General features: G+C 74.5%; 15 protein-coding genes, 1 tRNA gene and 3 pseudogenes. 4 read left to right on the forward strand and 15 right to left on the reverse strand.

All coding sequences use genetic code 11. The annotated features are described in order from the left end of the window. Positions 1-175 precede the first annotated feature (175 nt). Both E4N63_RS13330 and E4N63_RS13335 read left to right on the forward strand, forming a co-directional pair. Positions 176-1,491, forward strand: a pseudogene (locus E4N63_RS13330) (amidohydrolase family protein). 122 nt (positions 1,492-1,613) lie between these two features. After that, entirely contained in the window at positions 1,614-2,276 is a 663-nt protein-coding gene (locus E4N63_RS13335) for an NAD(P)H-binding protein (protein WP_125623134.1), read from the forward strand. Between the two features lie 97 nt (positions 2,277-2,373). On the opposite strand, the gene E4N63_RS13340 is transcribed toward E4N63_RS13335, so the two are convergent. Next, a tRNA-Tyr gene (locus tag E4N63_RS13340) sits at positions 2,374-2,455 on the reverse strand. 192 nt (positions 2,456-2,647) lie between these two features. Between E4N63_RS13340 and E4N63_RS13345 the strand changes: the two genes are divergently transcribed. Further along, the gene (locus E4N63_RS13345; protein WP_125623149.1) at positions 2,648-3,136 is read left to right on the forward strand and encodes a YajQ family cyclic di-GMP-binding protein; all 489 of its coding nucleotides are present in this window, start codon (positions 2,648-2,650) and stop codon (positions 3,134-3,136) included. A gap of 180 nt (positions 3,137-3,316) precedes the next feature. On the opposite strand, the gene E4N63_RS13350 is transcribed toward E4N63_RS13345, so the two are convergent. Further along, entirely contained in the window at positions 3,317-4,210 is an 894-nt protein-coding gene (locus E4N63_RS13350; protein ID WP_230240757.1) for an AAA family ATPase, read from the reverse strand. A 349-nt stretch (positions 4,211-4,559) separates the two neighbouring features. Here E4N63_RS13350 and E4N63_RS13355 point away from each other — a divergent pair, with 349 nt between their 5' ends. Then, entirely contained in the window at positions 4,560-5,207 is a 648-nt protein-coding gene (locus E4N63_RS13355; RefSeq protein ID WP_230240759.1) for a GNAT family N-acetyltransferase, read from the forward strand. Positions 5,208-5,301: 94 nt separating this feature from the next. Here E4N63_RS13355 and E4N63_RS13360 read toward each other — a convergent pair whose 3' ends face one another. The 13 genes and pseudogenes from E4N63_RS13360 to E4N63_RS13420 all read right to left on the reverse strand — a co-directional run bounded on the left by E4N63_RS13360 (position 5,302) and on the right by E4N63_RS13420 (position 19,982). Continuing rightward, positions 5,302-5,694, reverse strand: coding sequence for a YccF domain-containing protein (locus tag E4N63_RS13360; RefSeq protein WP_125623117.1), 393 nt, complete (start codon positions 5,692-5,694; stop codon positions 5,302-5,304). Positions 5,695-5,893: 199 nt separating this feature from the next. Then, complete coding sequence (locus E4N63_RS13365) at positions 5,894-7,279, reverse strand: SGNH/GDSL hydrolase family protein (RefSeq protein ID WP_308188780.1); 1,386 nt, start codon at positions 7,277-7,279, stop codon at positions 5,894-5,896. Between the two features lie 628 nt (positions 7,280-7,907). Then, positions 7,908-8,765: a zinc metalloprotease HtpX gene (htpX, locus tag E4N63_RS13370; protein WP_228429321.1), complete on the reverse strand. Its 858-nt coding sequence runs from the start codon at positions 8,763-8,765 to the stop codon at positions 7,908-7,910. A 442-nt stretch (positions 8,766-9,207) separates the two neighbouring features. Then, entirely contained in the window at positions 9,208-10,839 is a 1,632-nt protein-coding gene (locus tag E4N63_RS13375) for an NADH-quinone oxidoreductase subunit N (protein ID WP_230240761.1), read from the reverse strand. Further along, positions 10,836-12,461: a NuoM family protein gene (locus E4N63_RS13380; RefSeq protein ID WP_230242466.1), complete on the reverse strand. Its 1,626-nt coding sequence runs from the start codon at positions 12,459-12,461 to the stop codon at positions 10,836-10,838. The genes E4N63_RS13375 and E4N63_RS13380 overlap by 4 nt, the downstream gene beginning before the upstream one ends. Before the next feature lie 30 nt (positions 12,462-12,491). Then, a pseudogene (locus E4N63_RS31485) lies at positions 12,492-14,653 on the reverse strand (NADH-quinone oxidoreductase subunit L). After that, a complete protein-coding gene (gene nuoK / locus E4N63_RS13390) occupies positions 14,650-15,051 on the reverse strand; it encodes an NADH-quinone oxidoreductase subunit NuoK (RefSeq protein ID WP_230240762.1) in 402 nt (133 codons plus the stop codon). Before nuoK ends, E4N63_RS31485 begins: the two are co-directional and overlap by 4 nt. After that, positions 15,051-15,797, reverse strand: a complete 747-nt coding sequence (locus E4N63_RS13395; protein ID WP_230240764.1) for an NADH-quinone oxidoreductase subunit J — start codon at positions 15,795-15,797, stop codon at positions 15,051-15,053. Before E4N63_RS13395 ends, nuoK begins: the two co-directional genes overlap by 1 nt. Then, positions 15,794-16,375: an NADH-quinone oxidoreductase subunit I gene (locus E4N63_RS13400; RefSeq protein WP_125626566.1), complete on the reverse strand. Its 582-nt coding sequence runs from the start codon at positions 16,373-16,375 to the stop codon at positions 15,794-15,796. The genes E4N63_RS13395 and E4N63_RS13400 overlap by 4 nt, the downstream gene beginning before the upstream one ends. After that, positions 16,375-17,340 (reverse strand): complex I subunit 1 family protein, encoded by a 966-nt coding sequence (locus E4N63_RS13405; protein WP_230240766.1) that lies wholly within the window; start codon positions 17,338-17,340, stop codon positions 16,375-16,377. Before E4N63_RS13405 ends, E4N63_RS13400 begins: the two co-directional genes overlap by 1 nt. Continuing rightward, positions 17,337-18,683, reverse strand: a complete 1,347-nt coding sequence (locus E4N63_RS13410; RefSeq protein ID WP_230240768.1) for an NADH-quinone oxidoreductase subunit C — start codon at positions 18,681-18,683, stop codon at positions 17,337-17,339. The genes E4N63_RS13405 and E4N63_RS13410 overlap by 4 nt, the downstream gene beginning before the upstream one ends. A gap of 151 nt (positions 18,684-18,834) precedes the next feature. Further along, a pseudogene (locus tag E4N63_RS13415) lies at positions 18,835-19,581 on the reverse strand (NADH-quinone oxidoreductase subunit B); the annotation flags it as partial. Further along, the gene (locus tag E4N63_RS13420) at positions 19,572-19,982 is read right to left on the reverse strand and encodes an NADH-quinone oxidoreductase subunit A (RefSeq protein WP_019707791.1); all 411 of its coding nucleotides are present in this window, start codon (positions 19,980-19,982) and stop codon (positions 19,572-19,574) included. The gene E4N63_RS13420 and the pseudogene E4N63_RS13415, both read right to left, overlap by 10 nt. Positions 19,983-20,037: the final 55 nt, after the last annotated feature.

Below are 20,037 nucleotides of genomic sequence, written 5' to 3' on the forward strand. Positions count from 1 at the left end.
GGCCCGCCGCTCACCGCCCGGCACTCCCCTCCCACGCGTGCCCGCGACCCCGCCGGTACGACTATTGCGCTCCTGCTCGTGACCGCCGTGGAGGCGGCCTAGGCTCGGTTCACGCTTCGTGATCTTTCCCCCGGAACCCGGAACGGAACCGCCCGCAGAAGCCCGCAGGAGCGCGATGCCCGACAGCAGCCGACCGCAGCCCTCCGGCAGCGAGAGCGCTCCGGAGCCGTCCGCGCTCGTCCTGTCCGGCGCCCGGCTCCCCGACGGCCGGAACGTGGACGTCCGGATCAGCGGCGGACGCATCGAGGCGGTCGGCACGGCCGGCAGCCTCACCCGGTCCGCCCCGGCGGGAGAGCGCGCCGGGGGCCGCGCGGGCGAGCCCGCCCGGATCGACCTCAGCGGCTATCTCCTGCTCCCGGCGCCGGCCGAACCGCACGCCCACACCGACACCGCACTCACCGCCGGCGGGGACGGCCCCGCCCCGTACGGCGCCGACGACGTGCAGCGCCGCACCATCGAGGCCGCGCTGCTCCATCTCGGTCACGGCGCCACCGCCCTCCGGGCGCACATCCGCGTCGGCGGGGTGCACGGGCTGCGCGCACTGGAGGGGGCGCTCCAGGCACGGCGGGCGCTCACCGGGCTGACCGAACTGACGACCGTCGCCGTGCCGCGGGTGCTGACCGGGGCCGCGGGCGCGGACGGACTGGCGATGCTGCGGGACGCGGTCAAGATGGGCGCGACGGTCGTCGGCGGCTGTCCGGATCTCGACCCGGACCCCTCCGGCTACGTCGAGGCCGTGCTGGGGGTGGCGGCGGAGCACGGGTGCCCCGTGGACCTGCACACGGAGGGTGACGACCCGGCCCGGCTGGCGCGGCTGGCGGCGATGGCCGGCGGGCTGCGGCCCGGGGTGTCCATCGGACCGTGCGCGGGGCTCTCCCTGCTTCCCCGGCCGGACGCGCGCCGGGCCGCCGACCGGCTCGCGGCCGCGGGCGTCTCCGTCGTCCTGCTGCCGCAGGGCGACTGCGCGGCCATGGAGTGCGACGGAGCGGTGCGCCCGGGACCGCCGGCGCCCGCGGCCGCTCCGGTGCGGCTGCTGCGGGCGGCGGGGTGCGGGTGGCCGCGGGCAGCGGGGCACTGCGGGACGCGGCCAATCCGGTGGGGCGCGGCGATCCGCTGGAGGCCGCGTATCTGCTGGCCGCACAGGGCGGGGAGAGCCCCGAGGCGGCGTACGCGGCGGTCAGCGACCGGGCCCGGGCCGTGATGGGGCTGCGGCCGGTGCGGCTGGAGGCCGGCTTCCCGGCGGAGCTGCTGGCGGTGCGCGGGGAGAGCGTGGCCGGGGCGCTGTCGCTGGCGTACAGCCGGATCGTGGTGCACGGGGGGCGGATCGTGGCGCGTACCAGCGCGGTGCGCGAGTACTGCGACTCGGAGACGGTGGCCGCGCTCGACCTGCCCCGGCAGGCGCGGCAGGGACCGGGGGGCGAAGTCCCCTAGGCGGTGGCTCTGTTGACGTGGCGGGGGCGGGCCCTCGGGTATGACGGGGGTTCAGGCCGGCGCAAGGTATGGCCAGCGCGCCCTCTGTCTGCGGCTCGTGCCCTCGGCGTACGGTCGGGACCATGCGCATTGTCATCGCTGGAGGACACGGTCAGATCGCGCTGCGGCTGGAGCGGTTGCTCGCCGGGCGCGGTGACGAGGTCGCGGGCCTCATCCGCAACCGCGCGCAGGGCGACGACCTGCGGGAAGCGGGAGCCGAACCCGTGCTGTGCGACCTGGAGTCGGCCATCACCGAGGAGGTCGCGGCCCACCTGCAGGGCGCCGACGCGGCCGTTTTCGCGGCCGGCGCCGGACCGGGCAGCGGCGTCGCCCGGAAGGAGACCGTGGACCGGGCGGCCGCGGAGCTCTTCGCCGAGGCGGCCGAGCGGGCCGGGGTGCGGCGCTTTCTCGTCGTCTCGTCGATGGGCGCCGACAGCGAGCCGCCGCCGGACACCGACCCGGTCTTCGCCGCCTATCTGCGGGCCAAGGGCGCGGCGGACGCGGCCGTGCGGGCGCGTACCGAGCTGGACTGGACGATCCTGCGGCCCGGCCGGCTCACCGACGATCCCGGGACGGGGCTGGTCACACTCGCCGAGCGCACCGGGCGGGACGCGGTGCCGCGGGACGACGTGGCGGCGGTGCTGGCCGCGCTGCTGGACGAGCCGGGCACCATCGGCAGGACGCTGGAACTGATCAGCGGTTTGGTACCGGTGGCGGAGGCGGTGAAGGCCGCCGCGTCGGACTGAACGAGACGGGGGAAGGCCCGGGGAAGGGATGCGAACCACGGCACGGAGAAGGCCCCCGGTCCGCGTACTCGCGGACCGGGGGCCTTCTCGGTTCCTGTGGCGGCGCCAGGATTCGAACCTGGGAAGGCTGAGCCGGCAGATTTACAGTCTGCTCCCTTTGGCCGCTCGGGCACACCGCCTAGGAGGTGTCGCCGCCGTCCCGCTCGGTGGCGGTGCTCGGTGGCAACGTCGTCAACCATACCCGATGAACCGGGGTGGTCCGCCACCCTGTTGATCGCGGTTGGATCATGGATCGGATGGCTAGGCTGGGCGCTGCGGACCGGGATGGTTCCGCGGTACCGGATGATCTAGGGATGAGGAGCCAACTCACGATGGCCGACTCCAGTTTCGACATCGTCTCGAAGGTCGAGCGGCAGGAGGTCGACAACGCTCTCAACCAGGCCTCCAAGGAGATCTCGCAGCGCTACGACTTCAGGAACGTCGGCGCGTCGATCGAGTGGTCGGGCGAGAAGATCCTGATGCAGGCGAACTCGGAGGACCGGGTCAAGGCGATCCTGGACGTCTTCCAGTCCAAGCTGGTCAAGCGCGGGATCTCGCTCAAGGCGCTGGACGCCGGGGAGCCGCAGCTCTCCGGCAAGGAGTACAAGATCTTCGCGACCATCCAGGAGGGCATCTCCCAGGAGAACGCGAAGAAGGTCGCGAAGATGATCCGCGACGAGGGCCCCAAGGGCGTCAAGGCGCAGGTGCAGGGCGACGAGCTGCGGGTGTCGTCCAAGAGCCGGGACGACCTGCAGGCGGTACAGCAGCTCGTCAAGGGCGCGGACCTGGACTTCGCGGTGCAGTTCGTGAACTACCGGTGAGCCCCGTGGCCTGAGGTCCGCGTCCGCGCGGTCGGCTGCGACACAGCGAGGGCAGTACGTCGGAATCGCCGTCCGACGCACTGCCCTCGTTGTGTGCCCGGGTGACGTAGGTCCGGGCCGTGACGAGCTTCCGTTCGCGTTCCGGCGCTCGCGGGTCGTGGACGGCGGGCACGCCGGGGGTCAGCCGGCGGCGAGTTCCGCGGGTGGGGTGGCGGTCAGGGTGCGGGCGACGGCCAGGGCGCGGGCCGGGTTGCCGCCGGAGGCCCGGTGCACCGCGTCGGTCAGCCGGCGCGGCAGCCGGTGGCGGGCGAGGAGTTCGGCGGTCGAGGCGGGGTCGAGCGGCGGCACGGGGATGGTGTCCCGGGAGGTGGCGCCGCAGAGGGCGTGGGCGACGGGTTCACGCGGGTCGCCGGGCGTGGTGCGTTCGGCGATCAGCAGGCGCAGCTCCGCCGGTACGGTCCCGGCGCCCGGGTGCAGGACGGAGCGGAGCAGGAGCACGCTCTCCTCGTCCAGCCACTGGGCGTCGTCGATGACGAGGAGCACCGGCCACTCCCCCGCCAGTCTGCGGAGCAGCGCCGGGACGGAGGCGGCGGGTGCGGCGCCGAGCGGGCCGCTTCCGCGGGACCGGCCGGTGCCCGCGCCAGTAGTGGTGCGGCGGGCTCCGGCGGTACGGGTGCTCCGGGTGCTCCGGCCGCCGCCGGTACGGGGGGTGGCGCGGGTGGTTCCGGCTGCGGCGGCGCCCGGATGCGTACCGCTGCCGGGGCGGAGGCCGGTGCCGGGGACCGCGCCGAGGGCGGGCAGACTGCCGGGGCCCGCGCGGAAGGACATGCCGGGCAGGGGGGCGAGTGCCGCGGTCGGGATGGCGGCGAGGAGTTCGGTGGCGGCGGCGCCGGGCACCGTACGGTCGCGTTCGGCCGGGGCCAGGCGCAGCACGGTCTCGCCGCGCGACTCGGCGGTCGCGGCGACCACGTCCAGGATCGCGGACCGGCCGGCTCCGGGCGCACCGGTGAGCACGGCGCGGCCGTGGCTGCGCAGGGTCTGGTGGAGCCGGTCGAGGAGTTCCGAGCGTCCCACGGGGGCTCCGGGTCGTCCGACGGGTGCTCCGCCGTGCACTGTCGACCGCATGACACGTCCACCGCCTTCGCGCGTCGTTGCGTCGCCGCATCGTGATCCACGGGCCGCGATCCCGTGTCCCGTTGGGGAGTTGGGGTGGAGACGGGATCGCGGAGCGCGGGGGACCAGCCGGACCGGGTCACCACAGAGGGGGAGGCGGTGACCGGTTCTCCGAGCGTAGGTTCGGGCTCGCGGACCCGATACGGGGAAAACCCTTGTCGGGACCCTGAACCCCCGGCGGGGGTGCGGAAGGGTTCCGTGGCTGGTGAGGCCTGTGGACGGGCTCCGACGGTGCGTCAGAATGACGGGCATGGACGGCATGGACGGCACCCCGGCGGACGGCATGAACGGCATGGCCCGCGGCACGGCGGGCGGTCGTCCCGGCGCGGCGGCGGACGGCCTTCCCGGCGGTGTCGTCGTCCGGGAAGCTCGGGACGAGGAGTTGGCCGCCGTCGCCGCGCTGCGGTGGGAGTGGGTGCTGGAGAACGAGGGGACGCCCGTCACCACGCGCGAGGAATTCCTGCGGTACTTCGTGGGCTGGGCGCGGGAGAACGCGGGGTCGCACCGCTGTCTCGTCGTGCTGCGGGGCACCGAGGTCATCGGGATGGCGTGGCTGGCGGTCGTGCGGCGGGTACCGAGCCCGCGGGCGCCGGCACGTGCGTCCGGCGATGTGCAGTGCGTGTACGTCGTACCGGCGGAGCGGGATCGCGGGCTGGGCGGGCGGCTCATCGACGCCCTGCGGGAGCTGGCGCGGGAGGCGGGGCTGGAGCGGGTGACGGTGCACTCCAGTTCCCGGGCGGTCCCGGCATATCGCCGGCACGGGTTCGTGGCCTCGCCGCGGCTGCTCCAGGCGCCGGGAGACGGGGCGGCACGCTCCGGTTCGGCCGGTTCGGCCGGTTCAGCCGGTGGTCCGGGTGGTACTCCGGAATCTCCGGCTTCCGGTGGCTCCGGCAGTTGAGCCGCCGCCCCGCTGACCGGAAACGCCGGGGCGGGCGGCGGGTTCGGGCCGGTGATACGGGCGGCCGCGCGTCACCGCTTCGGCGGCCGCCGCCTCAGCGGGTGGCGAACGGGCGGTCCGAGGGGACGATCTCGCGGCCGAGGGGCATCAGGGAGATCGGGATCATCTTGAAGTTGGCGATACCGAACGGGATACCGATGATCGTCACACAGAGGGCCAGGCCGGTGACGATGTGCCCGAGGGCGAGCCACCAGCCCGCGAAGAGGATCCAGAGGACGTTGCCGATCAGCGAGCCCGCGCCCGCGTCACGCCGCTCGACGGTCGTCTTGCCGAACGGCCACAGGGCGTAGCCCGCGATCCGGAACGACGCGATGCCGAACGGGATCGTGATGATCAGGACGAAGCAGATGAGCCCCGCCAGCACATAGGCGAGGGCCAGCCAGAAGCCGGAGAGCACGAGCCAGATCAGGTTCAGAAGTGTCTTCACCCCTCCAGCCTGCCAGGGGTGCCGCTTTTGTGCTCGGTCCCCGCTCGGTCCCTGCCCGGCCGGTGCTCACGGCGGGCACGGCGGCGGGGGTGCGTACGGAGGGCGCCCGCGCGGTGCACGGGCGCCCTCGGCGCGCTCACTCGGTGTGCGGGACGCGCCCCCACACGTCATTCGACGGGCAGGACCGCCGCGTTGGCGTTCATCCGGTCTGCGACTCCGTCGGTCCGCTGCCGGCGGACCGGCCGCCGCGACGGCGTACCGCGAGGACCATGCCGGTACCGGCCGCCAGCACCAGCGCGGCCGCCCCCGCGACGATCGGGGTGGTGCTCGACGAGCCCGTGGTGGCGAGGCCGCCGTCGGGCGCGGGTCCGGAGTCCTCGCCGGAGCCGGCCGTTCCGGCCTTGTCGTCGTCGCCGCCCTTGCCGTCGTCGGTGCCGTCCGGGGCGGGCTTCTTGCCGTCCGTCTCGGTGCCCGGGGCGTTACCGTCCCCGGAGGGCTCCGCCGACGGGGTCCCGCCCGGGGCCGTGCAGTCGTCGCCGGGCGCGGTCCGCGGCAGAACCCCGGCGAAGGTGGCGGCGATCAGCTCGTGGCCGGCGGCGTTGGCGTGGATGTCCTGATGGGTGCACTGCCAGGTCAGCTCGCAGATCCTGGCGACGTTGGCGGGCACCGACCCCATGCCTGGCAGTTCGACGCGGGTGTCGAAGTCGTCCGAGCCGAAGGCGGCGGCCACATCGGCGACCTTGTAGTCGGCGGTGCGGTAGACCCCGGCGATGGCCTCGTTGCCCGCCTTGACGACGGCGGCCGAGCTCTTGGCGGTCTGCTGCCCGGACTCGCCGAGGAGCCAGGCGGCCAGGAACGGGTTGTAGTACGTCATGCCCGCGTACTGGGTGCTCGCCGAACCGGCCTTGCGGAGCTTGCCGGTGATCTCGGTGAGGTTGGTGCCGATGGTCCGGGACGCCTCGGCCATGCAGCCGGGGTCGATGGCGCCGGTGGCGCCGGAGCAGGCCCTGATGTCGTTGGCGCCGATGTCGATGGTCACGTACGCGACGCTGCCCTTGTGCTCGTACAGGGCCTGGAGGGCGGCGTCGAGTTGGGAGGACGCGTCGGGGTAGTCGCACTTGCCGCCGCTGATGAACGTCTCGGTGGTCTCCCCGGAGCAGCCGAGGCGTATGTGTTCGAGACCGGGGTTGCTCTTCTTGAGGGTCTCGAACAGCTTGTCGGTGTAGGCGACGTCCGTGTCCTTGCCGGCATCCGGCTGGTAGCCGGAGGCGAGGGAGTCTCCGAGGGAGACGTAATAGGTGGTGCCCCGGCCGGACTTGCCGCCGTCCGCTCCGTCCGCGCAGTCGGCGGCGGCCGCGCCGGAGGCGCTGAACAGGACGGCCGCGGTGGCGGCGGCGAGCAGTCCGCCGCCCCGGAGCCCGGGGACGGGAGAGGTGCGTCGCCATCGGGGTTCCCGGCGGCCTGCGGCGGGGCCGGGGCGGGCGGTGGCGCGGAGGCCGCGGGGCGGGCGGCGCGGGACAAACGGGTGAGCCGCCGTATCAGTGTCATCAGCTGAAACTTCCTTCGGTGGCGGTGGCGGTGGCAGTCGCGATCGCGGTCGAGCGGGGCGTGGAAGAGGCGCCCCGGAACCGGTGCCGGCGGCGCGGCCGCGGCGCCGAGTACGCGGTGCGACTTCTCCCGGCCTGTCGCGGCCCGTACGGAGTTACGGGGCAGCGCGGCGCAATTCGGGATCGTACGCCGGGGTCATCCACGCGAAAAAGGGCGACCCTCCACGGCGGGGCAGCCGGTCATGCCCGTTCGCCGCCGGGCCCGGCCGTCCGGCTGCCCCCGCGTCCTGTAGCCACGGCCGCTGCAGGGACCCGGCGCAGGCCCGCGACCGGCCGATTGCGGTGGCGGCGGAGGGACGGAGCAGGGCACCGGCCGCCGTCCCGGTTCCGCCGTTCCGGTTCCGGCGTCGGAGGTTGCCCGCGCTCCGGGCAGAGAGCCGGGGTCTCCGGGACCGGAACGCACGGCTCCCCGGGCGGGCCGGGCGGCTCGTCCCAGGACGTTCCCGGGGTCCGGCTCATCGGTACGCGCGGGGAGCGGGCCGGTGCCGCCCGGGCCCGCTCGCGGGGTGGGCGTCTTCGCGGATTCCCGCCTCCGCTCCGGCCTCGGTGTGCGCTTGGGGATGTGGCACCGGGATCCGGGCGCGCGGGGCGGGGGCGGGCGGCCCGTCAGCGGCCGCCCGCCATGCGCTCCAGCCGGGCCACGCGCTCGGCCATCGGCGGATGGGTCGAGAAGAGTTTCGACACCGTGCCGGGGCGGAACGGGTTGACGATCATCATGTGGCTCGCCGTCTCCAGGCGCGGTTCGGGTGGCAGCGGCAGCTGCTTCGTCCCCGCGTCGAGCTTGCGGAGGGCGCTGGCCAGGGCCAGCGGGTCACCGGTCATCCCGGCGCCCGACGCGTCGGCCTCGTACTCGCGGGACCGGCTGACCGCGAGCTGGATGAGGGAGGCCGCGAGCGGGCCCAACAGCATGATCAGCAGGAAGCCGAAGAGGCCGGGGCCCTCGTCGTCGTCGGTGCGGCCGAACGGGATCAGCCAGGCGAAGTTCACCAGGAACATCACGACGGAGGCGAGGGCACCGGCGACCGAGGAGATCAGGATGTCGCGGTTGTAGACGTGGCTCAGCTCATGGCCGAGGACGCCGCGCAGCTCGCGCTCGGTGAGGATGCGGAGGATCCCGTCGGTGCAGCAGACGGCCGCATGGCGCGGATTGCGGCCGGTTGCAAACGCGTTCGGTGCCTGGGTCGGGGAGATGTAGAGCCGCGGCATGGGCTGCCGTGCGGCGGTGGAGAGTTCACGGACGATGCGGTAGAGCTGCGGGGCCTCGAACTCGCTCACGGGCCGGGCCCGCATCGCGCGCAGGGCGAGCTTGTCGCTGTTCCAGTACGCGTAGGCGTTGGTACCGAGCGCCACGAGCACCGCGACGGCGAGGCCCGTACGGCCGAAGAGGCCACCGATGGCGATGATCAGTGCCGACAGCGCGCCGAGGAGTACGGCGGTCTTCAGCCCGTTGTGCCGGCGGTGCACGGTACGCCCTCCTGGTGCTGTGGTGGGGAACTTGCCGCTCTGTGCTCCACCTTCCAGTGGCCCCTGTCCTTCCCGGTCAACGCCGGGCGGGGGTGGTGAGTTCCCAGGTGGCCGCGGGGGTGCACGGGCACCGCCGGGCAAGCGCGGGGGCGTCCGGCCGCCCGGGACCGCGGCTCTCCGGGCCCGTGACCGCGGGGAGCGCGCTCCGGCGTGCGCCCCCGGGGAGCAGGACGGACAGCCCGGTGCCCGGGCGTGCGGAGCCCTTCACGGCCGCTCCGGGACGCGCCGGAGAGGGCCGTACGGGCGCCGGGCCGCCGGGTCTGCCGGCGTGGCGGCCGGTGGCCCGCGCGGCTGCCGTGCGCTGCCCGCGCGGGGCCGTGCGGGGGCGGCCGCGTCCCACCCGCCTGCCGTGCCGGGCGGGGCCGGGCGGGTCTGCGTCAGCTCACAGCAGGGCGGCGGTGGCGAAGCGCAGGACGAGCTGCGGTGCGCCGGAGAGAGCGACGCCCAGGACGGCGGCGAGGCCGATGGCGGCGGCGAGGGGAGCCGGAGCCCTCGACGGCCGGGCCGGTGTGACGGCCGGCGCGGCGGCGGAAGCGGTGGCCGGGGTGGCCGCGGGCCCACCGGCAGCAGGCTCCGGGGCCGCCGCGGCCGCCGGCTCCGCCGTACCCCCCGGAGCCCCGGCCGGGACCGGCTCCGCGGTCGGCTCCGGGGCGGGGGCGCGGAAGAGGACGGCCGTCCAGCGGAGGTAGTAGTAGAGCGCGATCACGACGTTCACGGCCATGACGACCGCGAGCCAGCCGAGCCCGGCCTCGACCGCCGCCGAGAAGACCGCCACCTTGGCGAAGAGCCCGATGATCCCCGGCGGCAGCCCCGCGAGGGCGAGCAGGAAGAAGCCGAGGGACAGCGCGGCCAGCGGCCGGGCGGCCCACAGGCCCCGGAAGTCGGTGATCCGGCCCTCCGGGTGCGTGCGGACGACCAGGGCGGTGACGCCGAAGGCGCCGAGGTTCACCACCGCGTACATCAGGGCGTAGGCGACGGTGGTGCCGATGGCGTCGTTCGGGTCGTCCGTGTACGCGGCGGCGGCGATCGGCACCAGGAGGTAACCGGCCTGGCCGACGGACGACCAGGCCAGCAGGCGGACGGCGCTGTGCGCGCGGCCGGGGTTCTGGCGCAGCGCGGCCGCGTTGCCGGCCGTCATGGTGAGCGCGGCCAGCACGGCGACGACCGGGCCCCAGACCTCCGCGTGCGAGGGGAACGCCAGTACGGTCACCAGGATCAGCCCGGAGAACCCTGCCGCCTTGCCGACCACCGACAGATAGCCCGCGACGGGCACCGGCGCACCCACGTAGGTGTCGGGCACCCAGAAGTGGAAGGGCGCGGCGGCCGTCTTGAAGGCGAAGCCGACGAGGGTGAGGGCGACGCCCGCGGTGGCGAGGGTGGACAGCTGTGCGGGCACCGCGTCGAGGCCGTCCGCGACCCGCGAGAGGTGCATCGAGCCGGTGGCCGCGTAGACGAAACTCACGCCGAGCAGCATGACGGCGGTGGCGGCCACGGACGACAGGAAGAACTTGAGCGCCGCCTCCGAGGAGAGCCGGCTCCCGCGGCGCAGGCCGACGAGGGCGAAGGCGGGCAGGGAGGCGACCTCCAGGGCGACGACCAGCGTCGCCAGATCGCGCGAGGCGGGGAGCAGGGCGGCACCGGCGGCCGAGGCGAGCAGCAGGAACCAGTACTCGCCGGCGGGGAGGCCGAGGTCCCGGACGGTGTGCACGGACAGCAGGGCCGTCAGCAGCGCCCCGCCCAGCACGAGGAACTGGATGGCGAGCGCGAACGGGTCGGCCGCGTAACTGCAGGTGTCCGGCGCGGTGGTGAGGCAGAAGGTGCGCCGGTCGCCGTCGAGCAGCGGCAGCAGCGACAGCGCCGCGAGGACGAGGCCCGCGAGCGCGAGGGCACCGAGCAGCGGCTTGCGGCGCTCGGAGAGGAAGAGGTCGGCGACGAGCACCACCAGGGCGGCACCGGCGGCGATGGCGGGCGGGGCGATCGCGAGCCAGTCGACGGACTGGACGAGGGAGGTCATCGGCTGCCTCCGGTCAGGAGCGTCTGCACGGCCGGATCGGTCAGGCCGAGGAGGACGGCGGGCCAGAGGCCGGCGAGGACGGTGAGGACGACGAGCGGGGTCCAGGCGGCGAACTCGTGGCCCCGGACGTCGGTGAACACGGCGGGCGCGGCCTCGCCGCCGTCGGGCCCGTCGCCCATGCAGACGCGGCGGACGACGACGAGCAGGTACGCGGCGGTGAGCAGGGTGCCGAAGGCCCCCACCGACATGAAGACGAGGAAGGCGGGGCGGCTCAGTCCCTCGGCGGGCCGGAAGGCCCCGAACAGGGTCAGCATCTCGCCCCAGAATCCCGCGAGTCCGGGGAGGCCGAGGGAGGCGACGGCGGCGAAGGCGAGCAGCCCGCCGAGGCGGGGGGCGCGGCCGTAGAGGGCGCCCCCGGAGACGCCGGCGAGACGGTCCAGGTCGGCGGTGCCGTAGCGCTCCTTGACCGCGCCGACGAGGAAGAAGAGGAGGCCGGTGATCAGGCCGTGGGCGACGTTGGCGAACAGGGCGCCGTTGACGCCGGTGGGGGTGAGGGTGGCGATGCCGAGCAGCACGAAGCCCATGTGGCCGACGGAGGAGTAGGCGATCAGGCGTTTCAGGTCGCCGCCCGCACCGCTGCGTGCCAGGGCCAGGCAGGCCAGGGACCCGTAGACGATGCCGGCGGCGGCGAAGGCGGCCAGATACGGGGCGAGGGTCAGCATCCCGTCGGGGGCGATGGGGAGCGCGATGCGCACGAAGCCGTAGGTGCCCATCTTCAGCAGGACGCCGGCGAGGAGCACCGAGCCGGTGGTGGGGGCGGCGGTGTGGGCGTCGGGGAGCCAGCTGTGCAGCGGCCACATCGGGGTCTTCACGGCGAGGCCGATGCCGATGGCGAGGACCGCGATCAGTTGCGTGGTGTGACCGATCGACGACCCGTTGTCAGTGGCGAGTGCCACCATGTCGAACGTGCCGCCGCGGAGTCCGAGGAGGAGGAGGCCGAGCAGCATCACGACGGAGCCGAGCAGCGTGTAGAGGATGAACTTCCAGGCCGCCCGTTCCCGGCCCTCGCCGCCCCAGCGGGCGATGAGGAAGTACATCGGGATGAGGACGGTCTCGAAGGCCAGGAAGAAGAGGAGGAGGTCGAGGACGGCGAAGGTGGCGAGGGTGCCGCCCTCCAGGAGGAGGAGCAGCGCCACATACCCCTTGGCGGAAGCAGAGGAAGCAGAGGAAGCGGCGGAAGTGCCGGAGGGAGCGGAAGTGGCGGAGGCGTCCGGGGTTCCGCCGGGCCCGCGGTAGTAGGCGTGGACCGCGCAGAGGAAGGTCAGCAGCGAGGTCAGCACGAGAAGGGGGAGCGAGACACCGTCGACGCCCAGGTGGATCCGGGTGTCCAGGGCGGGGATCCAGCTGACGTCCGTGGTGGCCTGCATGCGCGCCGGGTCACCGCGGTCGAAGCCCGCGGCCAGGGCGATGGACAGTAGCAGGACGGCGCCCGTGACGGTGACGCCGTGGCGGAGCACGGCCTGTTCCGGGTCGCGGCCCCTGAGTCCGGGGGGCGCGGGGAGCAGGGCGGCGGCGGAGCCGAGCAGGGGGAGAAGGACGATCGCGACGAGGAGGTACCGCATCACGGTGTCATTGAGCAGGCCACTCACGGGTCACGCTCCGGTTCCGGTGGCGACGAGGACGGCGGCTACGGCCAAGACGACGGAGCCCGCGAGCAGGGCGCCCAGATAGGTCTGCACATTGCCGGTCTGGGCACGGCGGACGGCGGCGCCCAGGAGGCCCGGTCCGGCGGCGGCACCGCGGACGTAGGTCTCGACGACCTCGCGGTCGAGGAAGCCCACCAGGCGTGCGGCGGCGCGGACGGGGCGGACGAAGACCGCGGAGTAGAGCCGGTCGAGGTGGAAGCCGGCGGCGGCGTGGCGGTGCAGCGGGCCGAGGAGGAGCCGTCCGGGGTCGGCGGGGTCGGGGGCGGAGGCGATGTCCCCGTAGGCCGGTTCGTGGGTGGCGATGGCCTCCGCCTCGGAGCGGGCGGGCTCCCCGGTCCCGGGGTGCGCCGGCACGGCCGCCGCCGGGAAGGGGCGGACCGCCGGGCGGGCCAGCGCGGTGGTGTGCCGCCAGGTGGCGTAGGTGAGGAGGATGCCGACGAGGGCGAGACCGGTACCGAGGACGGAGGTGACCAGGGTCGGGGCGAGCGAGTCGCCGTCGAACCAGCGGGGCAGCCACCCCACGGCGGCGCCGAGCCCGGCCGCGGGGAGGAACAGCACCCAGAGCACGGCGTTCATGACCACGGGCGTACGGCCGTGGTGCGGGGCACCGGGGCGGGACCGGGGGCGCCGGCGGTCCCGGGCGGCGGGTCCTCGCCATCGTCCGGTACGGCGGCCGCGGCCAGCACCGCGCCACGGCCCGCGGCCGGGGTGGAGTCCGGGACGGCCGAGGCCGTGTCCGGGGCGGCGGCGGACGCGCGGGCGCCGGGGACGCCCATGAGGAGCCAGAGACGGGTGGCGTAGGCGGCGGTGAGGAGGGCGGTGAGCAGGCCGGCGGCGAGCACGATCCAGCCCGCGGCGGCCGGGATGCCCGGGGTGGCGCCGAGGGCGGTGTGTTCGGCGGCGCCCAGCACGGCCTCCTTGGAGAAGAAGCCACTGAACGGCGGGACGGCGGCCAGGGCCAGCAGCGCGACCGTCATCGTCCAGAACGCGTCGGGCGCGCGTCGGCGCAGCTCCGGCATACGGGACATGGCGGCGAGCGAGTTCGTCCCGGCGACGTGGATGAGCACGCCCGCGCCGAGGAAGAGGAGGGCCTTGAACGCGCCGTGGGTGAGGAGGTGGAAGACGGCGGCACCCCGCTCGCCGACGGCCAGGGCCCCGGTCATGTAGCCGAGCTGGCCGAGGGTGGAGTAGGCGAGGACGCGTTTGATGTCGTCCTGGGCGAGCGCGGCGAGCGCGGAGCCGGCCATCGTCACGGCGGCCATCAGCCCGAGAACGACGAGCGCGACGGCGGAGGAGGTGAAGACCGGCAGCAGCCGGGCGACGAAGTAGACACCGGCGGCGACCATCGTCGCGGCGTGGATCAGCGCGGAGACCGGCGTGGGGCCGGCCATCGCGTCGGGCAGCCAGGTGTGGAGCGGGAACTGCGCGGACTTGCCCGCCACGCCCGCCAGCAGCAGCAGCGCGATCAGGGTGGGATGGGCGAGCCCGTCACCGGAGGAGGCCGTGGTGAGGATGCCGCTGATGCGGAAGGTGCCGGCCTCGTCGGCGAGCGCGAACAGGCCGATGAGGAGGGGGACATCACCGAGCTTGGTGACGAGGAACGCCTTGAGGGAGGCGGCGCGGGCGGCCTCCGTCTCCCAGTAGTGGCCGACCAGGAAGTACGAGCAGATGCCCATGATCTCCCAGCCGACCAGCAGCACCATCAGATCGCCGGAGTAGACGACGAGCAGCATCGCGGCGGTGAAGAGGGAGACCAGGGCGGCGTAGGAGGCGTAGCGGGGGTCGTCCCGGAGGTAGCCGGTCGAGTAGAGCTGCACACAGGTGGCGACGGTGCCGACGAGCACGGCGACCAGCACCGCGAACCCGTCCAGGTGCAGGGCGAGATCGATCGGGACGGATCCGGTGGGCGTCAGCCGGGTCCCGGCGTCCAGGGCCTCGCCGCCGCCCTGGCGCACGGCGGTGAACCCGGCCAGGATCGCGGCCGCGAGGGTCGGCAGCACGGCGAGGGGCTGCACGAAGCCGGGGGCCCGCCGGCCGGTGAGCAGGATCGCCGCGGCGCCGAGGAACGGCAGGAGGGGGACGAGGACGGCAAGGGTCGTGGTCGTCACGCGGCGGCCTCTGCCTTCTGTTCCGGTGCCTGCTGAGTGCCGTCCGCCGCCGCGGCGGTCCCGTCCGGGTCGGTGCCCGGGCCGGGTCCGCCGGGTTCGGCGGTGTCCCGGAGCCGGTCGATGTCGGAGCCGCCCCGGTTGCGGTACACGAGGAGGACGATGGCGAGGCCGATGCCGATCTCTGCGGCGGCGATGGTGATGGTGAAGAGGGTCAGCGCCTGCCCGGCGTGCAGGGTGTCGCGGAGCCAGACGTCGAAGGCGACCAGGTTGAGGTTGACGGCGTTGAGCATCAGCTCGACCGACATCAGGACCAGGATCGCGTTGCGCCGGGCAAGGACCCCGTAGAGGCCGGTGCAGAAGAGGAGGGCGGCCAGCACGGCGGGATAGGCGAGATGCATCAGCCCTGCTCCTTGTCGTCCCGGTCGCCGTTCCGGCCGGTGCCGCTGCCGTTCCCGGCGCTGCTGCCCCGCGTGCTGCCGGCACTGCCGCCGGCGCCGCCGCCACTGCCGGTGGTGTCTCCGGGCCGGCCCGGGGGCGGGGTGCCGGGACCGGCCGGCGGAGTGGCCGGGGTGCCGTTTCTGCGGGAGAGGACGATCGCCCCGACGAGGGCGGCGAGCAGCAGCACGGACAGCGCCTCGAACGGCAGCACCCAGTGGCTGAACAGCATCCGGCCGGAGGCCTCCGTGCTGCCCCGCGCGGGCCCGCCGAGGTCGATCCAGGTGGTGCGGAAGGCGTCCACGACCACCCAGACCAGGGTCACCGCGGCCACCGACGCCACCGCCAGGGCGACCGGGCGGTTGCCCGAATCCGCGTCCGGGGAACGGCCGATGGGCGCCCTGGTCAGCATCAGCCCGAAGAGCAGCAGGACCACCACCGAGCCCACGTAGATCAGCACCTGCACCCAGGCGATGAACTCGGCCGTCAGCAGCAGGTACTCGATGGCCAGTCCGCCGAGCGCCACCACCAGCCAGAGTGCGGCGTGCACCAGTTGCCGGGTGGTGACGGTGACGACGGCCGCGCCCAGGGTGACCAGGCCGACCAGCAGGAAGGCGATCTCCACGCCGGAGGTCGACAGGAAGCCCCGGGTCTGCTCGGAGGCGGCCAGGGTTCCGGCGGCGAGAAGCGCCGGACCGGTCCCGGTCATGCGCCGCCCTCCCGCCGCTGCTCCGGCTGCCCCGGCTGCTGTCCGGCCGCCTGCTCGGCCGCCGCGATCTTGTCGGCGGTCTTGCGGGCCGCCGCGATCTCCTTCGGTTCCTCGGCCGCCGCGTCGAGCGCGGGCGGAGCGGGCACCGTCCACATCCACTCGCGGAGCTTGTCGCGCTCGTGGGTGAGTTCGAGGATGTCGGTCTCGGCGTACTCGAACTCCGGTGACCAGAACAGCGCGTCGAAGGGGCAGACCTCGATGCAGATGCCGCAGTACATGCAGAGCGCGAAGTCGATGGCGAACCGGTCGAGCACATTGCGGCTGCGTTCACGCCCTCCCGGCGCGGCCGGGGGCACCGTCTCCTTGTGCGAGTCGATGTAGATGCACCAGTCCGGGCACTCCCGGGCGCAGAGCATGCAGACCGTGCAGTTCTCCTCGAACAGCCCGATCACACCGCGCGAGCGCGGCGGCAGTTCGGGCTGCACATCCGGGTAACGGGCGGTGTGCGCGCGCCGCGTCATCGTCCGCAGTGTCACGGCCAGCCCCTTGGCGAGGCCGCTGCCCGGCATGGGGGACATCAGGAAATCACCACCTTGACGACACCGGTGAGCGCGATCTGCGCGAGCGCGAGCGGGACGAGCACGGTCCAGGCGAGCTTCTGCAACTGGTCCTCGCGGAGCCTCGGGTAGCTGACCCGCAGCCAGACGACGACGAACGCGAGCAGCCCGGCCTTGAGCAGGGTCCAGACCCAGCCGAGTCCGTCGGCCGCGAACGGCCCGTGCCAGCCACCGAGGAAGAGCACGGCGGTCAGCGCGCAGAGCACGACGATCCCCGCGTACTCGGCGAGCAGGAACAGCGCGAAGCGCAGACCGGTGTACTCGGTGTACGCGCCGAAGATGATCTCGGAGTCGGCCACCGGCATGTCGAACGGCGGCCGCTGCAGCTCCGCGAGCCCGGCCGTGAAGAACACCAGCGCGCCGGTGATCTGCCACGGCACCCACCACCACTGGAAGCCGTCCACGATGCCGGTGAGCGACACCGTCCCGGCGGCCATCGCCACGGAGGCGGCGGCCAGCAGCATCGGCAGCTCGTACGCCAGCAGCTGGGCGGCCGTGCGGAGCCCGCCGAGCAGCGAGAACTTGTTCGCCGACGCCCAGCCGCCCATCAGCGAGCCGAGCACGCCGACGCCCAGCACCGCCAGCACGAAGAAGATTCCCGCGTCCAGGGACTGGCCGACGGCGTCCCCCGGACCGATCGGGATGGCGACCAGCACCAGCAGATACGGCAGCAGCGCGACGGCGGGCGCGAGCTGGAAGACGCGCCGGTCGGCCCGCGCCGGGACGATGTCCTCCTTCTGCGCGAACTTGACGCCGTCCGCGACCAGTTGGGCCCAGCCGTGGAAGCCGCCCGCGTACATCGGGCCGAGCCGGCCCTGCATATGGGCCATGACCTTGTGTTCGGTCTGGCCGACCACGAGCGGCAGGACGAGGAACGCCAGGAAGACCGCGAGCAGCCGCCATACGACGTCGAGCACGTCGCTCACGAGTCGCCTCCCGCGGAGTCGGAGTCGGAGTCGGGGCGGGGTGCCCGGCCGGGATCCCGCCCGTGCTCGCCGTGGTCGGGCTTCCCGTGACCGGACTCCCCGCGCCCGGGTTCACGGCCGGTCCCGTCTTCGGGGCTCCGGCCGGGTCCCCCGCCGGAATCCGGGGTCCCAGCGCTGCCGGGGTCCGCCTCCGTGGAACCGGCCGTCTTCCCGGTTCCCGTGGCCGCCCCGGAGTCGCCGCCGCCTCCGGCCGCGGCACCGCCGGCCGTGCCCTCGCCGGTCGTGCCCTCGCCGCCCGGCGGCTGCGGCTCCGCGGGAGCCGGGCCGGGGTTGAGCCAGGGCGCGTCCGGGGAGCGCGGCGCCGGCTTCCGCCCGGCGGACTCCCCCGCCGGGCGCTTCCCGGCCGCGCGTCCGGTCTCGCGCGGGCCGCTGTCGCGCGGGCCGCTCTCCGGCGTGCCGGTGTCCCGGGCGGGCTCATCCGTTCCCGCCGCGGGCGGGGCCGCCGCGCCGTCCGGGGGCGTTCCCTCCCGCTCCGCCGCCCGCTGGCTCGCGGAGCCCGCGCTCGCGCTGCGGGCCCGGCGCGGCCTGCGCTCGGCCGCGCCCGCCGGGGCGGCGGCGCCCGCCGCACCGGCCCGGCCCGCCGCACCGGCCGCCCGCGCACCGCGGGCGGCGCGGGTGGGCGCCGGGGGCAACTGGCCCTTCAGCGGACCCCACTCGTTCGGGTCCGGCACGCCCGGCGGCAGCATCTGCCGCCGCTTGGGCCCGCCGTGCCCGGACTCGCCGGGCTCCTTGGCTCCCGGCCACGCCTTGGCGACCCGGGCCGCCAGGACGAAGTCCTTGCGCAGCGGGTGCCCCTCGAAGTTCTCGGGGAGCAGCAGCTTCTCCAGTCCGGAGTGGCCCGTGAAGCCGATGCCGAACATCTCGTGCGTCTCGCGCTCGTGCCAGGCCGCGCCCGCGTACACGCCGGTGGCGGTGGGCAGTTCGGCGGCGTCGTGCGCGACGGTCGTCCGGACGAGCAGCCGCCGCACGCCCGTGCCGGAGGCGGCGTCGGGCAGGGAGACGAGGTGCGCGGCCACCCGGAAGCCGGTGCCGGGCTCGTCCACGGCGCTCAGCCAGTCGAAGTACGTGCAGCGGAGCGCGTCCCGGGCGATCTCCAGGGCGAGCACCCAGGAGGCGGCCGGCACATCGACGGTGAGCAGGTCGTAGGCGTCCGAGGCCGTCGCCCCGGCGCCGAACAGTTCTTCGGCGGCCCCGGGCAGCCAGCCGACGGGCGGCTGTCCGGCGGCGCCGCCGTCGGCCTCGTCGGGCCTGGCGGTCTCGTCGGGCCGGTTCGGCTCGGTCATCGGTCGCCCTCCTCGGGGGCGGCCGGCGGCTTCGGTGCGCTGCCGGGGTGCCCGGGTCCGGCCGCCGGACTCTCGTCCGCCGGGGAGGTGGTGGACGGGCGGTCGGCGGGCGGCTCGGGCGGGTGGTGTTGGCAGCGGTGCCGCCGCCGGAGCGCGGTTCGCCGGCGGCCGTCTCCGCCGCCGCTGCCGCCGGGGTGGGCTCGGCCGTGGCGCCCGCTCCCGCGCCGGGGTCCGTACCGTCCCCCGCGGGGCCGGGCGGTGCCTGGACCGGTCCGCTGCGGAGCTGGGCCGCCGTGGGGCGGCGCCCGGCGGCCGGCCCGGTTCCGGGTCCGTACCGCTCGCCCAGCGACTCCCGCGCGATCTTCTCCTGGAGCTTGAGGATGCCCTGGAGCAGCGCCTCCGGCCGGGGCGGGCAGCCGGGGACGTAGACGTCGACGGGGATGATCTGGTCCACGCCCTTCGTCACCGAGTACGAGTCCCAGTACGGGCCGCCGCAGTTGGAGCAGGCGCCGAAGGAGATGACGTATTTCGGCTCGGGCATCTGTTCGTACAACCGGCGGACCGCGGGCGCCATCTTGTCGGTGACCGTGCCGGAGACCACCATCAGGTCGGCCTGGCGCGGGCCGGGCGCGAAGGGGATCACGCCGAGCCGGATGAAGTCGTGCCGGGCCATCGACGCGGCGATGAACTCGATCGCGCAGCAGGCGAGTCCGAAGTTGAAGACCCAGAGGCTGTAGCGGCGGCCCCAGTTGAGGACCACCTTCATCGGCTCGGGCGCGAGCCGGGAGAGCACCCCGAGACGGCGCGGCTCCGGCAGGAACTCGGGGCCGGCGGGGACTCCGTGCTCGGCGGGGACTCCGTGCTCGCCGGGGCCGTCGGTCGTGTTCGTCACGTCCATTCCAGGACGCCCTTCTTCCAGGCGTACAGCAGGCCGACGGCGAGGAAGCCGAGGAAGACGAACATCTCCACCAGCGTGACGCCGCCGAAGCCCGGCGCGGCGAAGACCGTCGCCCACGGGAACAGGAAGATCGAGTCCACGGCGAAGATCACGTACAGGAAGGCGTAGACGTAGTAGCGGACCTGGGTGTGCGCCCAGCCCTCGCCCACGGGGTCGACCCCGCACTCGTACGTCAGCAGCTTCTCCGGTGTCGGCACCACCGGCCGGAGCAACCGCCCGGCCGTGAACGCCACGACGACGAAGAGCACCCCGACGGCGGCGAGCACGCCGACGACCGCGTAGCCCTCGAAGTAATCCGCCGCCAACTGGACAGGTGCCGTGCGTACGGTCGGCTCCAGCACGTCCGCCCCTCGTTACTCGGCTGCGTTCTCTCCACGTCGTCCGAACGTCTGCCCG

Origin of the sequence: Streptomyces sp. MNU89 (assembly GCF_020982505.1) — a bacterium.
Lineage (GTDB): Bacteria > Actinomycetota > Actinomycetes > Streptomycetales > Streptomycetaceae > Streptomyces > Streptomyces xinghaiensis.

Bases quoted from the DNA above. Each gene is read 5' to 3' on its own strand.
- E4N63_RS13335 (WP_125623134.1), top strand. From the start codon at position 1,614: ATGCGCATTGTCATCGCTGGAGGACACGGTCAGATCGCGCTGCGGCTG.
- E4N63_RS13345 (WP_125623149.1), top strand. From the start codon at position 2,648: ATGGCCGACTCCAGTTTCGACATCGTCTCGAAGGTCGAGCGGCAGGAG.
- E4N63_RS13355 (WP_230240759.1), top strand. From the start codon at position 4,560: ATGGACGGCATGGACGGCACCCCGGCGGACGGCATGAACGGCATGGCC.
- E4N63_RS13375 (WP_230240761.1), bottom strand. From the start codon at position 10,839: ATGACCTCCCTCGTCCAGTCCGTCGACTGGCTCGCGATCGCCCCGCCC.
- E4N63_RS13380 (WP_230242466.1), bottom strand. From the start codon at position 12,461: ATGCGGTACCTCCTCGTCGCGATCGTCCTTCTCCCCCTGCTCGGCTCC.
- nuoK (WP_230240762.1), bottom strand. From the start codon at position 15,051: ATGCATCTCGCCTATCCCGCCGTGCTGGCCGCCCTCCTCTTCTGCACC.
- E4N63_RS13395 (WP_230240764.1), bottom strand. From the start codon at position 15,797: ATGACCGGGACCGGTCCGGCGCTTCTCGCCGCCGGAACCCTGGCCGCC.
- E4N63_RS13400 (WP_125626566.1), bottom strand. From the start codon at position 16,375: ATGTCCCCCATGCCGGGCAGCGGCCTCGCCAAGGGGCTGGCCGTGACA.
- E4N63_RS13410 (WP_230240768.1), bottom strand. From the start codon at position 18,683: ATGACCGAGCCGAACCGGCCCGACGAGACCGCCAGGCCCGACGAGGCC.